General features: G+C 62.7%; 13 protein-coding genes. 7 read left to right on the top strand and 6 right to left on the bottom strand.

All coding sequences use genetic code 11. The features are described from left to right. Window positions 1–195 precede the first annotated feature (195 nt). The 4 genes from dapA to P3T40_RS08045 all read left to right on the top strand — a co-directional run bounded on the left by dapA (window position 196) and on the right by P3T40_RS08045 (window position 3,200). Window positions 196–1,053 carry a 4-hydroxy-tetrahydrodipicolinate synthase gene (gene dapA, locus P3T40_RS08060; RefSeq protein ID WP_429267158.1) on the top strand — a complete coding sequence of 286 codons (858 nt, stop codon included), beginning with the start codon at window positions 196–198 and terminating at the stop codon, window positions 1,051–1,053. A 294-nt stretch (window positions 1,054–1,347) separates the two neighbouring features. Continuing rightward, window positions 1,348–2,304, top strand: coding sequence for a M23 family metallopeptidase (locus P3T40_RS08055; protein ID WP_429267157.1), 957 nt, complete (start codon window positions 1,348–1,350; stop codon window positions 2,302–2,304). Beyond that, window positions 2,297–2,665 (top strand): hypothetical protein, encoded by a 369-nt coding sequence (locus P3T40_RS08050; protein ID WP_429267156.1) that lies wholly within the window; start codon window positions 2,297–2,299, stop codon window positions 2,663–2,665. The genes P3T40_RS08055 and P3T40_RS08050 overlap by 8 nt, the downstream gene beginning before the upstream one ends. Window positions 2,666–2,774: 109 nt before the next feature. After that, on the top strand, window positions 2,775–3,200 hold the full coding sequence (locus P3T40_RS08045; RefSeq protein ID WP_429267155.1) for a bactofilin family protein: 426 nt from the start codon (window positions 2,775–2,777) through the stop codon (window positions 3,198–3,200). A gap of 248 nt (window positions 3,201–3,448) precedes the next feature. On the opposite strand, the gene P3T40_RS08040 is transcribed toward P3T40_RS08045, so the two are convergent. The 5 genes from P3T40_RS08040 to P3T40_RS08020 form a co-directional block, all read right to left on the bottom strand. Further along, window positions 3,449–5,527: a putative bifunctional diguanylate cyclase/phosphodiesterase gene (locus P3T40_RS08040; protein WP_429267154.1), complete on the bottom strand. Its 2,079-nt coding sequence runs from the start codon at window positions 5,525–5,527 to the stop codon at window positions 3,449–3,451. Between the two features lie 177 nt (window positions 5,528–5,704). Continuing rightward, a complete protein-coding gene (gene hemH, locus P3T40_RS08035; protein WP_429267153.1) occupies window positions 5,705–6,790 on the bottom strand; it encodes a ferrochelatase in 1,086 nt (361 codons plus the stop codon). A 52-nt stretch (window positions 6,791–6,842) separates the two neighbouring features. After that, complete coding sequence (gene cfa, locus P3T40_RS08030; protein ID WP_429267152.1) at window positions 6,843–8,018, bottom strand: cyclopropane fatty acyl phospholipid synthase; 1,176 nt, start codon at window positions 8,016–8,018, stop codon at window positions 6,843–6,845. Further along, on the bottom strand, window positions 8,008–8,157 hold the full coding sequence (locus P3T40_RS08025; RefSeq protein ID WP_429267151.1) for a hypothetical protein: 150 nt from the start codon (window positions 8,155–8,157) through the stop codon (window positions 8,008–8,010). The genes cfa and P3T40_RS08025 overlap by 11 nt, the downstream gene beginning before the upstream one ends. 99 nt (window positions 8,158–8,256) lie before the next feature. Continuing rightward, window positions 8,257–8,676, bottom strand: a complete 420-nt coding sequence (locus P3T40_RS08020; RefSeq protein WP_429267150.1) for a rhodanese-like domain-containing protein — start codon at window positions 8,674–8,676, stop codon at window positions 8,257–8,259. A gap of 97 nt (window positions 8,677–8,773) precedes the next feature. Between P3T40_RS08020 and ftrA the strand changes: the two genes are divergently transcribed. From ftrA to P3T40_RS08005, 3 genes are all read left to right on the top strand, one after another. Continuing rightward, the gene (ftrA, locus tag P3T40_RS08015; protein WP_429267149.1) at window positions 8,774–9,742 is read left to right on the top strand and encodes a transcriptional regulator FtrA; all 969 of its coding nucleotides are present in this window, start codon (window positions 8,774–8,776) and stop codon (window positions 9,740–9,742) included. A gap of 129 nt (window positions 9,743–9,871) precedes the next feature. Further along, complete coding sequence (locus P3T40_RS08010; RefSeq protein ID WP_429267148.1) at window positions 9,872–10,786, top strand: hypothetical protein; 915 nt, start codon at window positions 9,872–9,874, stop codon at window positions 10,784–10,786. Window positions 10,787–10,830: 44 nt separating this feature from the next. Then, a complete protein-coding gene (locus tag P3T40_RS08005; protein ID WP_429267147.1) occupies window positions 10,831–11,586 on the top strand; it encodes a hypothetical protein in 756 nt (251 codons plus the stop codon). A gap of 36 nt (window positions 11,587–11,622) precedes the next feature. On the opposite strand, the gene P3T40_RS08000 is transcribed toward P3T40_RS08005, so the two are convergent. Further along, entirely contained in the window at window positions 11,623–13,836 is a 2,214-nt protein-coding gene (locus P3T40_RS08000) for a DUF6600 domain-containing protein (RefSeq protein ID WP_429267146.1), read from the bottom strand. Window positions 13,837–13,912 lie beyond the last annotated feature (76 nt).

Below are 13,912 nucleotides of genomic sequence, written 5' to 3'. Positions count from 1 at the left end.
CGCTTGCGAGCGTGGTGTCTGCCTGCGCGGCCGCTAGCGCCAAAGCCAAAAAACAGCTGCTCATCTGACCGGAGCCTGCTGTTCCGTCAGATGTGCGACGGAACAGTCAGCCAGGGCCCGCGTTTCATTTCCCGCTTTTGACCTCTGCCTCGCACCGCTGAACGGAATCGATACGGTCGCGTTCGAGGTTTAGTCATGTCTATCTTTTCGGGTATCTGGGTTCCTGTCATCACGCCGTTCGCCGACGGCGCCGTCGATCACGCCGCGCTGCGCCGTCTGGTTCGCTTCTATGCCGACGCGGGCGTCGCGGGTCTGGTCGCGCTCGGCACTACCGGCGAGCCGGCGGCGCTCGAGGCCGCCGAGCAGGACGCGGTGCTGGCGACCATCCTCGCCGAGGCCGGTGCGTTGCCGGTACTGGCGGGCGTGTCGGGCAATCAGACGGCAAGGCTGCGCACCCGCATCGCCCAGTTGAACGATCTGCCGGTGGCCGGTGTGCTGATCTCGGCGCCTTATTACATCCGGCCTTCGCAGGCGGGACTGGTCGAGCACTTCACCGCGCTGGCCGATCTGAGCGCGAAGCCGGTCGTGTTGTACGACATTCCGTATCGCACCGGCGTGCGTCTCGAACTCGCGACGCTGCTGACGCTGGCGGCGCATCCTCGGATTCAGGCAGTGAAGGACTGCGCCGGTTCGCTCGAGACGACACTGGCGCTGATCCTCGACGGCCGGCTGCAGGTGCTGGCGGGTGACGACCTCAATCTGTTCAATACGTTGTGCCTGGGCGGCAGCGGTGCGATTGCGGCGTCGGCGCATGTGCATCCGGCGCGCTTCGTGGCGCTGCACCGTGCGCTGTCGGAAGGGCGCCTGGAAGAAGGCCGGGCGATTTTTCATAAGCTCGCGCCGTTGATCGGGGCGTTGTGTTCGGAACCCAATCCCGGCCCTGTGAAGGCGGCGCTGGCGGGCCAAGGGCTGATCCGCGACGAACTGCGCGCGCCAATGACGCGTGCGACGGACGAGCTGCGCGAGCGTCTGCGTCACCTGGTTGCGGCTTGAGCGCAATCGCGCGGGTGGGTTAGCCCATTGCTTCGGTATCCTGTGAAATTGTGTGGAGACGGGACGACGTCCCGTTTCCAAGGCTTCCGAATTTGAGATGATGCCTGGCGAGACAGGAGGATAATTTGCGCCCTTGTCTTTCATCTCACGTCGGCGGTTGTCCGACTCACGCTGCATGCCGGTTCGTCCCCCCTTCGCTGTTGATGTCTTCCCTGTTTCGTTTGCGTGCCGGATTCGCCGGTGCCGTTGCAAGTCCGCGTTACGCGGCGCGCCGCAGACGGGGAGCTGCTGCTGATGTCTTCTATCCTCGGCGCAGGCAGTCAGCTCAGCAGCGGCGAGATCCGCTTCGTCACCCGGCGCACGGCGTTGACGATCGCCATCGCGGCCGCGGTCGGTACGGCGGCGCTGTCGCTCGCGGCGGGCATCGTCATCGGCATCCATCTGCCTGCGCGTGATGCGGCGGCCCCGACCAGTCAGACGGTGGGTCGCGTCGAGCACAACTATGCGATCGATCAGCTCGGTAAGCTGAATGCGTCGGTAGCGCAGATCGAGCCGCGTATCGAGCGACTGACGAATCAGGTCGGCGCCCTGCGCGATTTCGAAGCCCGTTTGAACATGCCGAAAGCGCCGCTGCGCGCGCCTGCCAATCCGGCAGATCAGGAAACCTCTGACGCGGACGGTGAAGGTGGCCCGTCACTGCCGCCAAGGTCCTGTGTGGAAATCACTACGCGGCCGTCGCGCGGCGATGCCGCTTCGACCCGGGAGCAACTCGCGTGTATGAGCGCCACGCTCGCCGCGCTCGAACATGAGACCGACGTACACGAGGTCGCGTTTAACGCCTTTCCAGGTCGCATGCCGGCCGACGGCGCCCGCTTCGGCTCGCCGTTCGGCAACCGCATCGATCCGTTTACGCATAAGCTCAGTTTTCATCCGGGCGTTGATCTGGTCGCCCCGAGCGGTACGCCGATTCTCGCCGCCGCCGGTGGACGCGTGATCTTCGCCGGGCCGAAAGGCGGCTATGGCAACGCGGTCGAAATCGATCACGGCAATGGTCTCATCACGCGCTACGGTCATGCGTCGCGCATCCTTGTGCATGAAGGCGATCTGGTGCTGCCGCGCCAGCATGTCGCCGATATTGGCACCACCGGTCGCTCGACTGGACCGCATCTGCATTTCGAAGTGCTGGTGAACGGCGCTCCGGTCGATCCGACTGGCTACCTTGCGCTTTTCGGCGCCCATCCTCATGGTTGATCTTCGTTCGACCCGCGATGCGGGCAGTCTTACGCAGCGCGTTTATGCGCTGCAGCCGGTGCGCTCGCGCGCCGTTCGCGTCGCGCTCTGGGCCGGCGTGTGCGCATGCAGTGTTGCTTTGGGCGCCGCAGCGATGGGCTGGTACGCGACGCAGCGCGCCGCGCTGCCGGCCCCGTGCGCGAGCGCGCCGGTCTCCGCGGATGGCGTGCAAGCCGAACTCGAACGCACCCGGCTCGCGCTGGCGCAGGAGTCCACGGCCCGCGCCGCCGTCCAGAAGGCCGCCGACGCCTCAGCCGCCGAAGTCGGCCGGCTGAATACCGAATTGCTGTTTCTGCGCGGCCAGAGCCAGAAGCGCCGCTGACCGTGCCGTTAAACGCGCGGTTGACCTCGCGGTTGACTCATCAAGCCGGCTCGTCGCCCGGTCACGCATGATGCGACGAACCGTTCCATTCATCAGTTAGAGATTATTTATGTTCAGCAAGAAGAAAACCACGAGCATCCAGCACACCAAGCTCGCCACCCTGATCGCCCACGACGTGCGCATTACCGGCGACCTCGAATTCAGCGAGGGTCTGCGCATGGACGGCCACGTGCACGGCAACGTCACCGGCAAGGCGGGCGCGCAGACGCTGCTCGTCCTGAGCGACCGCGGCTCGATAGAGGGTAACGTGCACGGATACGACGTGGTGGTGAACGGGAAGATCGTCGGCGATGTGATCGCCGATCATTTCGTCGAACTGCAGCCCAGCGCGCATGTGACCGGCAACATCCATTATCAGCAACTGCGCATGGATTGTGGCGCGTCGGTGGATGGTAAGCTGACGCGCCGCGACCCGGCGCTCGCGCCTACGTTGATCGGCCGTGAGACGGATGACCCGGAACCGCAGTTGGTGTAAGGAGATTGGGCCGCTGCGAGGCACCCTTGTCGAGATTGGCGAGCATGCCTTGTTCGGTGATCACATGCTCCAAGGCGAGCACGATGAGGCCGATGCTCAGCAGCAGATCGCAGGCAAACACAACGACATACATCGCCGAAGTGGGCGAAACCTGTGTGCTTCAACGCGTGGTTGGAAAAACGTTTGCGCCGGAACTCGGCGGCTCGATTGAATCGGCGAACCGACTGGCGACAGACTTGCTATATCGGTCAGGTTCCCAACGCTACCGCCATGCGTGCCTTCAGCAAGGCGCTAAAGGCATCCGCTTCGAGCGGTTTGCCCAGCAGAAAGCCCTGCATCTCGTCGCACATCATCGCTTTGAGCTTGCCGAGTTGCGATGCGGTCTCGACGCCTTCGGCCACCACGTCCATGTCGAGCGAATGGGCGAGCGCGATGATCGCGGACACGATCGCCGTGCCTTCGGGACCCTGGTCATCGAGACCGTTGGTAAAAAAGCGGTCGATCTTCAATTGCTTGACGCGGAAGCGTTGCAGGTAGGCAAGGCTCGAGTAGCCGGTGCCGAAATCGTCGATGGCGATCTCAAAGCCGTTCATCTGAAATTCGTGGATCATCTCGATCGTGCGGGGCGCGTCCTGCATGGCGACGGTTTCGGTGATCTCGAACATGATCCGGTCGCAGTTAACCTGTTCGGCCTGCACGATCTCGAGCACGGTGGCGACCAGATTCGGCTGCGATAGCTGACGCGGCGACAGGTTGATCGCAACCTTCATCGACGGCAGCCCGGCGTCGACCCAGCGGCGGATCTGCCGGCAGGTCTCGCGCACTACCCAGTAGCCGATCTGCACGATCTGTCCGGAGCGTTCTGCAATCGGGATGAACTCCATCGGCGCCAGCACGCCGAGCAGCGGATGGTTGAGGCGGATCAGCGCCTCTGCTCCTGCAAGATCATTGCTGTCACCGCGGAATTTGGGCTGGAAATGTAGAGTGAAATAGCCCGCGCTGAGCGCCTCGTGCAACGCATGCTGGATTTGCAGCGTCCGCGTGGCCGCCTCGTTCATGCTCGCCTCGAAGAAGCGATAGGTGCTGCGTCCGGCGCGCTTGGCTTCGTACATCGCGGCATCCGCGTGCTTGAGTAGCGTGTCGACGCTGTCGCCGTCCTGCGGATACAGCGCAATGCCGATACTCGGCATGACCTGCAAGGGTTCGTTGTCGCTCCACACCCCTTCACGCATCCGTTCGAGGACGCCTTCGGCGATCAGCCCCGCGTCCTGCCGCGCGACCAGATTTTCCGACATCACCACGAATTCGTCGCCACCCAGCCGCGCGACCGTGTCGGTGGCGCGCACGCATGACTGCAGGCGCTGCGCAAAGGCGGCGAGTACCTGATCGCCGGCCGAATGACCGAGCGAATCGTTGATGGTCTTGAAGCCATCCAGATCCATGAACAGGATCGCGAATACGTTGTGGCGGCGGCGCGCCAACTCGATGGCCGTTTCGATCCGCTCGGTGAGGGTGGCGCGGTTCGGCAGGCCGGTCAGCGTGTCGAGCGTGGCGAGGCGCACGATCTGTCCGTTCAGGGTCGACACGGCGCTCACCAGAAAGGTGGTGCGCGCATCGAAGCGCGACATCATCAGCGTCACGATCAGGATCGCGAAGGTGAACAGGGTCACCGCCGTGGCGAGCCATTCGGTGTTGACGCCCTTGGCGGCCCCGCAAATAGCGCCAACGGGAAATTTGGCCGCCATCATGCCGGCATAGTGCATGCCGCTGATGGCCAAGGCCATGACCAGCGCCGCGCCGCAGCGGGTCCGTTTGACGTGGTGCCCGGCGTCATCGCGCAGCTTGCGGGCGATCAGCAGCGCGGCCATCGAGGCGGCGATCGCAATGGCCAGCGACGCGGCGAACCACGCCGGCTGGTAATCGATGCCGGGATGCATGCGCATGGCCGCCATGCCGGTATAGTGCATACCGGCAATGCCGAGTCCCATCAGCACGCTGCCGGCCACGAGATGGGATGGCGTGAGTCGCGCACGCGTGGTGACGAAGAGCGCGAAGTACGACACCACCACCGCGATGGCGAGCGAGTCGCCCGTTAGCGCAAAATCGTAGCCGAGTGCAATCGGCAGCGACAGCGCCAGCATGGCGATGAAATGCATCGACCAGATGCCGACACCCATCGCGGCTGCGCCACCGGCCAGCCATGCATGCCGCAGCCGTGACGAGGCCAGCAGCGCGATGCGTCCGGTCAGGTCAAGGGCGGTGTACGACGCAAGCGCCGCGACGATGAACGACACCGCCACCAGCCAAAAGTTGTATGTGCCGAGCATGTTTAGTCCAGCCGTATAAGGGGAGACGGCTCAACTGGTTATCGACCGTTGGCAGGATTTATTTAATGAAATTGTATTATTTGATGTCGCCAGGGTAATCCACGATTTTCGAGGCGGCAATTTGCCGTGCGGCGATTGGTCGTGCCAGGTTACTCAACACGCCAGGCACGACAAGCGTCAGGCGACCTCTGTCAGAACCTTGTTAGCTTTCCTTTGGGGACCAGGATTCCCCCATCCGACGAGGTGCTCAAGACAGATCTCTCCGATCGAATCAATAAAACCGGGTGATGCGTTTACGCATTCGATTCGGTGGAACTCACGACCTCCGTATTTCAGGAACGTGTCGCGCCCCTCCATGCCTATCTCTTCGATCGTTTCAATGCAGTCAGCGGTGAAGCCCGGGCAAAAGACATCAACGCGACCTGTTCCGATCGTCCCCAGTTCTGCCAGCAACTGGTCGGTGTGAGGCTTTAGCCATTCCTGATAGCCAAATTGGGACTGGAAGGTTACCCGACAGCTTTTTTCGTCGAGATTGAGTGCTGTGCGCAGAAGAAGACCTGTTGCGAGGCACTGCTGGTGGTACGGATCGCCGAGGTCCGCTGACCTTGCCGGTAGACCGTGGAAACTGAGCACGAGCTGATCTCCAGCCTCAAAATGCGGTCGGCCATGCTGCGCCCAATATTTCTCTACCTGTTCCTTTAGCGATGCGATATATCCCGGGTCGTCGTAGTACTGCTTGACGAACCGGATTTCCGGTTGATGGCGGATCCTGGCGAGCGCCTGAGCCGCCTTGTCGAAGGCTGTTGCTGTCGTCGATGCCGCATATTGAGGGTACATCGGCATCAGAATGATCCGTTTCGCGCCGTTCGCCTGAAGCAGACTCAATGCGTCAGCAATCGAGGGGGATCCGTAGCGCATCGCGTAGTCCACGAGGATATCGTGGCCTCGTTCGCGGAGCCACGATCTGAGAGCGTAGGCCTGGCGTTCCGTGTGGACGCGCAGAGGGGACCCGCCGGGCATCCAGACGGATTGATATTTCTTCGCCGATGGGCGACTGCGCAACGGCAGCACGATGCCGTGCAAGATAGGCTGCCACAGCCACTGCGGCATCTCTACCACGCGAGGGTCAGAGAGAAACTCTGCAAGGTACCGGCTCACATCCTTGGGGGTGGCTTCGTCGGGTGTTCCGAGATTAATAAGGAGAACTGCGGTGTCTGGACCGGAGCCGTCGAGTACGTCCTTGTTGTGAAGTTCGTTCAGCATGTCAAGTTACCCACCATAGTCAATTTAACGGACGTCGAGCGGCTCTTTTGAACTACCTGACCGACCGATAGGTTTCCGCACGGTCGGCATGGGTTAGCACGAGTTGCCAGAGTTGCCCTTGCCGCGACCGAAAAAAACCAGCGCAGCAAAGTAAATAGTATTTCCACATGAGATAGAAGCGCCTGTTATAGCGTGACTGGAGACGTGGCCACGCCTGGTTGAAGCGATCCCACCATGCCATCAGGGTACGGTCGTAGTCCTGGCCAAAGTTATGCCAGTCTTCGATGACGAAACGGCCTTCGACGGCATCGGCAATTTCCCTGGCTGAAGGAAGCTTTCCGTTGGGGAAAATGTACTTGTCGATCCAGGGATCGGTTCCCTGGCTGCTCGAGGCCAGGCCGATTGAGTGCAGCAGGAACAGACCTTCGGGCGCTAGCAGGCGTCTGACCGTATCGAAATAGGTCTGGTAATTTTTGGGCCCTACATGCTCGAACATGCCAACGGAGACGATCTTGTCAAAGCGTCCTTGCAGATCGCGGTAATCCTGCAGGATTAGCCTGATCGGGAGGCCTTTGCAACGCTCCTGGGCCAGAGTCAGTTGTTCTTTCGAGATCGTGACACCGGTCACGTGTACTCCATATCGTTCTGCGGCGAACCTGGCGAGCCCGCCCCAGCCGCAGCCTATATCCAGTAGCGTCTCTCCAGCGCGGAGTTCGAGCTTGCGACAAATCATGTCCAGCTTGTCGAACTGTGCTTGCTCCAGATCCGTCGCGTTTTCCCAGTAGCCGCATGAATAGATCATGCGACTATCCAGCATTGCTTCGAATACGTCATTGCCCGCGTCGTAGTGGCGCTCGCCCACCTGGAACGCGCGGTCTCGCGATTGCAGGTTAAAAAAGCGGTGACGGAGATGCTCAAAGGCGAGTCGAAACTTTGCGACACCGACCGCTGCCGAATCAATATCCGTACGGAGCAACCTCGTGAACAGTTCGTCGAGTTGCTCGCAATCCCACTGGTCATCCATGTATGACTCGCCGAGGCCAAGCGACCAGCTTGAAAATACGCGTTTGTAGACTTCTGGATCGGAGACTCGAATGTCCCAATCACGATTTCCGTTGATCGCTACGTCTGCCTTCCCGAGCAGTGTCGTCAGAATCTCGGGTGTATGGCTTGCTCGCTCCGGGACGTCGTATTCAGATGGGGCAAGGGACTGCTCATCACGCTTCATGCTGGTTCCAGTTATGCGAGTGGTTTTTGTTGTTGACACGTACGATGCCGGCCAACGTCAGCGCTATGAGCGCGAGCGGCGCGAGCGCAAAACCGCTCGCGATACGCGTGCCGGTGCGGAGGTTTCGCAGCATAGACATTCCCCGAGTCCTTCTATCGTTTTGTTGGAATCGATATTCACATACTATCCATGTCGCCGTGAAATGCTTATCGTTAATCGAGGCGATTGGCGGGGCTTATCAAGGCATTTTTTTGCTGCTGTCAGTCGACAATTCGAAGCCTTCGTCCAGCCAGCCGGTGATGCCGCCGATCATCAGCTTGACCGGCCGCCCCAGTTGCGCGAGACGGATGGCGCCGCGTGTCGCGCCGTTGCAATGGGGCCCGGCGCAATAGGTGACGAACAGCGTGTCATCAGGGTAATCCACCAGTTTCGAGGCGACGATCTTGCCGTGCGGCAGATTCATTGCGCGAGGGATGTGTCCTTGCATGTACAGCGTGGGGCTGCGTACATCGAGCAGCACGAAACCGGGCGCGCCGCTGGCGAATGCGACAAACACGTCCGAGCAATCGGTTTCGAAACGTAGCGATGCCTGAAAGTGCGCGAGCGCGCTGGCGCTGTCCGCTGCGGCGATGGCGGTGACGGCGTTGGTGGGCGACATGGCCGGACTCCTGTAGATGATGGATAAGCTGTCATTGTCACGGATGCCCCGTCCACGCAGAAGTGGCGCAATCGTCAATCTCCGGTAACATTACGCCATGCAAGATCATCTCGTCGTCGCGCTGGTCTACGACCGGCTCTGTACCTTCGAATTCGGCTGCGTGACCGAGTTGTTCGCGCTTGAGCGGCCAGAACTCGAACTCGACTGGTACCGCTTCGCGGCATGCGCGGTCGAGCCAGGGCCGCTGCGCGCTGCAGGCGGCATCACCGTGGCGGCCCCTTATTCGCTCCGGCTGCTCGATCGCGCCGCGACGATTGTCGTGCCTGGCTGGCGCGATGCCGATGAAGTACCGCCTGCGCCGTTGCTAAAGAAAATCCGCGCTGCCTACCTGCGTGGCGCGCGGTTGTGTTCGATCTGCTCGGGGGTCTTCGTGCTTGCCGCGGCCGGCGTGCTCGACGGCAAAACCGTCACCACGCATTGGCGCTATGCCGAGAAGTTACAGCGGCGCTATCCGCAACTACGGGTGCAGCCAGACGCGCTGTATATCGACGAAGGGCAGATCATGACCTCAGCGGGTTCGGCTGCCGGACTCGACATGCTGCTGCATCTGGTGCGGCGCGACTACGGCAGTGCGATAGCCAACCGGGTGGCACAGCGGCTGGTGGTGCCGCCGCATCGCGAGGGCGGTCAGGCGCAGTTCGTGCCGCGGCCCATGCTGCCGGACGAGGGTGGCCGCGTCGCAAGACTGATGGACTGGGTTCGGGCTAACCCTGCGTTGCCGCACACATTGCGCTCGCTCGCCGAACGCGCAGCCATGAGCCCGCGCACTTTGCAGCGTCAGTTTCACGACGCGACGGGAATGGCACCCTATGAGTGGCTCGTACGTGAACGTGTGGCGATCGCGCGGGAGTTGCTGGAATCGCAGAACGCGAAGTCAATGGCATGGATCGCACAAACCGCCGGGTTCGGCTCGGAGGAGTCGCTGCGCCGTCATTTCAGACGCATTGCATTGACGAGCCCGGGTACATACCGGAAGAAGTTTGGCGCGGATCCTGGCGGCGGGTAATCATGTCGCGCATTCATCAATTTTCTGTCAGCATCACTAGCGGCGCTCGAATCTGTGAAGATGCCTTCGCGTAGCGGACGCTCATGCAGGGCGTTTGTTAGCGAGTGCGTGATTACCACCCTTCCACCCATGCGTGCAAAACTTTTCGCCGTCGTTGCTGCTCTCGCCGTGCTAGTGCCGTCGCTCGTTGCCGCCCAGGCGTTCGAGAGCGGTTCGCGCGCGGAGTTGTACCGGCGCTACGTGCTTGCCGGCAAAGATGTGCAGTGCCGCACCAATGCCTCGTGCGCGGCGCTTGGCGTGGCTGCGCTCGATGCGGGGCGCATCAAGGATGCGCAGTCGCTGGTCGATATGGAATCCATGTTGGCGGATGCCGCCACCTTGCAGTCCGAAGAGGACAACTCGCCGAAGGCGATCAACTCGGCGCATGCGCGGGTGGCGATGGCGCTGATCCATCAGGGCGACGTGCAGGCAAGCCTCGGCGCGTTTTCGAATGCGCGCGCGTATTACCGTAGTGCCGCAAGCCGTGGCAAGGAAGCGCCTGACGACGTCATGCTGAGCCGCGTTGGCGGGCTCGCGCAGCAACGTCTTGCGGCGATCGCAGACAAGCAGGTGGTGCAGGGTTTGCCTGCATCCGGCGTGCAGTTTGCGCGCTATCTGAAGCTGGGCGCGTGGAGCAGCATCACGCTGACGCCGGTCAAAGGGCGTCACGGCGTGTACCGGCTCGCGGCTGAATTTCTTTACCCGAGTGTCAGCAGCAACGGCGAGCCGGTGGCCAACACCGGTACCCTGTTGGCAAACGTGCGGTTCTACGGCGCCATCGCGCGGGTGGCCGTTTCGGATCAGCCGCAAGGCGTACCGCTCGAGGGCACCGCGAGAGTGGCCAACCTCGGGGCGTACGACGGACACGCGGACAGGTGCCTTGTCGAGTTCAGGCTCAGCGAGCCGGAGACGCTCGATGTGGCCACGCACGGTTCGGCGGCTGCATGCGGGTTCGGTCCAAAGTTGATCCCCGACGGCCGATATTATCTAAAGACGGGTTCTTAAACCTGTGTTCCAACTTGTCGGGGTGAGAGCGTATGCGGAACGCAATGGACTATCCATTGGTGGTCTTTCTTTCGGCGTTGGTGGCAATGTCTTTCTCGGCGTGGATCGGGGCGAGCGTGCTTAGACGCGTGAAGAGTCTCACGGCGGAATCGCGTGAAGACTTCAATGTGGTCCAGGCGGCTACTTTGACGCTGCTTGCGCTGATGATCGGCTTCAGCTTTTCGATGGCAGTGGGTCGCTACGATCAGCGTAAGAACTACGAAGAAGAAGAGGCCAATGCAATCGGTACGGAATACGTGCGGGCCGATTTGCTGCCGTCCGCGGATGCGCAGCAGGTGCGTGCGCTGCTGACACGCTACATCGAGCAACGCGTGTTGTTCTACGAGACGCGCGATGTGCAGGAGCTCGAACAGATCAACACCAAGACCACGCAACTGCAGACCGGGCTATGGGCCGCGGTGCGTGACGCCGCTGCCGTCCAGCCGAACCCCGTTACCGCGCTGGCGGTGGCCGGCATGAACGATGTGCTGAACTCGCAGGGGTACACGCAGGCCGCGTGGTGGAATCGCATTCCGGTTGCTGCGTGGGGGCTGATGGTGGGGATTGCGGTGTGCTGCAATCTGCTGGTCGGTTATGGCGCGCGCACGACCAAAGTGGGCCTGACGCTGCTGGTGATATTGCCGGTGGTGGTGGCCACTTCGTTTGCGCTGATTGCGGATATCGACAGCCCGCGTGGCGGCATCATTCGTGTGAATCCGATCAACCTGGTCAGCACGGCGCAATCGCTGCGCCCAAGCTGACGACTGCCCGCCGCATGGCGGGCAGTCGCGACGAGCTTAGTGCGAATGCTCGTCCTTATGCTCATCCTCCGGCTTGTGCTCCGGCAGAGCATGTTGCTGCGGCTGAGCATGTTGCGCCGGATGCGGTGCCGGTGCCGGATGTGGCGCCGGGTGCGGAGCGGCATGCTGCTGTTCTGCCGGATGCTCTGCCGGACGCGGGTTCGCATGCGGCGCCGGTGCGGCTTCCTCTGCGTGCTGCTTCGGAGCCGCTTCTTCAGCTTGCTGCGGTTGGCCGCCCCGCGCTTCGCCGCGCGGTGCCTCGGCTGCGTGTTGCGGCTCGGGCTGCGCGTGCTCGCCTTCCGGTGCATGCGGCGGCTGAGCACCGGCCTCGGCCGGCCGCGCGTCATGCGCTTCCGGTTGGGCGTGTTCAGCTTCGCCTTGCGGACGCGGCACAGCGTTCTCGTGCGCTTCGTTCGCCTCGTTTGCGCGCGGCTGCTCCTCGGCTTGCGGCTTCGGCGCTGCGCCATTCGGTGCGTGCGCTTGCTGCTCAGCCGGGTTCGGCGCATGAGCCGCTTGCGCTTCATTGCCGTGTCCTGGCGCGCCTTGCGGACCGACGGGGCGGACCTGCGCCCGGTTGATCACGCGAAAGCCTGCCGGAGCTGCAACCGCACCCGGTTTGCCCGGGTGTGCCGCTGCGGCGAACGCAGCGGGAGCTGCGGTGCGCACCACCGGTTCGCCCGCGCCCGCCACCTTGCCGCCGCCCGCCGCAAAGCGTTGAGCGAGCGTGTCGTGATACGCAGCCGGTACCACGGGTGCACGGGTCGCCACGACCTGGCGTTGCGCGAGCGCCGCCGGTGCGCCGACCTTGGCCGGCCGCAAGGCACCGGCAAAGCTTTGCTGAACCGGCGCGATGGCCGGCGCTCCTGCGCCGATCTGCGCATGGGCGAGCGCCTGGGCATTGAACGGTCGAGCCGCCTGCGCGACCGACTCGCCTCGCACGAAAGCGTTCGCGGGCACGGCGGTGATGGCGCCCGGTGCGTTCTGGTTGATGTATGTGTTGTGGATGTTGGTGACGTTGTTGATGATCGTCGTGTTGTGAACATTGGTGATGTTCACGTTGTTGATGCGGTTGTAGTAGGTCGGGCTGTAGTGATACGCGGGATGCCACGGCTCTCCCGGCCCGAGTGCGAACCACGCTACGCCTGCGCCGATTGCGCCGCCGATGGCGAGATCGACGCCCCAATGCGCGCCGCCACCTCCACCGCCGCCCACAAAGGCCACCAGTGCGGGTGCATACACCGGCGGCTGCGTCACGACCACCGGACCCGGCACCCATGCCCAGGAGCGGTCGATATACGCCCAGCGGCCATAGTGGAAGGGCGCGAAGCCCCACGGCGCATCATCCACCCACGTCCAGCCCCACGGCGCGACCCACGCCCAATGGCCCTCGTGATACGGCGCCCAGCCGGTCGTGACGGTTGTCGGCACCCACACTTCGCCGTAGTTCGGGACGCTGCGCCATGTACCGTTGGCGTCCAGATCTTCGTAGCCGGGGATTTCGCGCGATACGTAGCGTGCGGAGATCGAATTGTCTTCTGCGCGATCGCGGCTGGCGATCCACTGATCGAACGCGTCGAGTGCCGGTGCGGAACCGGCCGCCCGTTGTTGCAGGTTGCTGCCGACAAACTGGATCTGCTGACCCGCGCTCATTTGGAACGAACCACCGTCACCGTAAAGCGTGGCGTTACCGGCGCGCAGCGTGACCATGGTCGAACTGCCGTCGGCCGCCACATCGACGCGGAAGAGGCCAGGGCTCGTGGCCACGAGCGCCACATTCGGGGTGTCGATTTCGAAGTTCTGGCCGGCCGGCAGCGCGCGGACGTGCGCGGACAGCGTGCCTTGAGTGACCTTCAACTGCGTGGTCGTGTCGTTCAGGTTGACGATGTCGAGGGCGGTCTGCTGATCGAGGCGCAACGCGGTGGAACCCGCGTGTAGTTCAGCGCGCGCATTGGCGTCGGCCCACAACTGGTCCCCTGTTGTGAGCGGCCGGTTCAGCACCGCGTACGACCAATCGGTCAGGCCGGCCGGTTCCAGCGTGACGGTGCCGGCGAAATAGTTTAGACGTGCCACGCGATCAGGCGGGTCACCGGCCGCCGCAGCGGCGGGGGCCGTTGGTGACGGAACCTGAGCCAGGCCCGTGAGCGGCATCATGGCAAGAACGGCAGAGACCGAAAGCGCGGTGGCGCGAATGCGGTGGAAGGTTGTTGTCATTATCGGCTGCTCCGAAGGTTTCATTTTGTCAGGCCCGAAGGCGGCCCTTATGCGTACGTTCAACTGGCTAACGTCG

Source organism: Paraburkholderia sp. EB58 (assembly GCF_050436665.1).
GTDB lineage: Bacteria > Pseudomonadota > Gammaproteobacteria > Burkholderiales > Burkholderiaceae > Paraburkholderia.
Note: the sequence above shows the minus strand (reverse complement) of the source record. Positions and strands in the feature narration are given on the sequence as shown.